Origin of the sequence: Nonomuraea sp. MG754425 (genome assembly GCF_021699195.1) — a bacterium.
Lineage (GTDB): Bacteria > Actinomycetota > Actinomycetes > Streptosporangiales > Streptosporangiaceae > Nonomuraea.
This window is the reverse complement of record NZ_SSXE01000542.1, coordinates 1-356: the sequence shown is the minus strand read 5'-3', so window position 1 is coordinate 356 and position 356 is coordinate 1. Positions and strand designations below refer to the sequence as shown.

Annotated in this window: 1 protein-coding gene and 1 pseudogene; both read left to right on the top strand. The window is 65.2% G+C overall.

The window, feature by feature from the left end; translation table 11 throughout:
* Positions 1-283, top strand: a pseudogene (locus tag FAF44_RS53885) (RNA polymerase subunit sigma-24); the annotation flags it as partial.
* Positions 276-356: sulfotransferase (locus FAF44_RS53880; protein ID WP_308193553.1), on the top strand; the 81-nt coding region annotated here is incomplete at its 3' end. The pseudogene FAF44_RS53885 and the gene FAF44_RS53880, both read left to right, overlap by 8 nt.

The window sequence follows — 356 nt, the reverse complement described above, 5'->3', positions numbered from 1 at the left end:
CGGCAAGTCCAGAGCCGCCGGCCCACGCCCCGTCCAAGGTCGCGACAACGTCGCCAGGGTGCTCGTCGCCAGAGCCGCCGAGGCTGTCGAGGGCGGTCTCAGCATCCAGTACCGCGACGTCAACGGAGAGCCGTCCGCGGTGGTCTTCGCCAAGAACTCGCCGTACGCCGTGATGGTCGTGGACCTGTCCACGGACGGAGAGCACGTGCGGGACATCTACGTGGTCAGCAATCCCGACAAGCTCTCCCATGTACCCGAAGAAACGGAAACACCTCATGCTTGAGATCATCGGCGCGGGATTCCCGCGGACCGGAACCTTCTCCTTGAAGGCCGCACTGGAACGCCTCGGCTTCGGA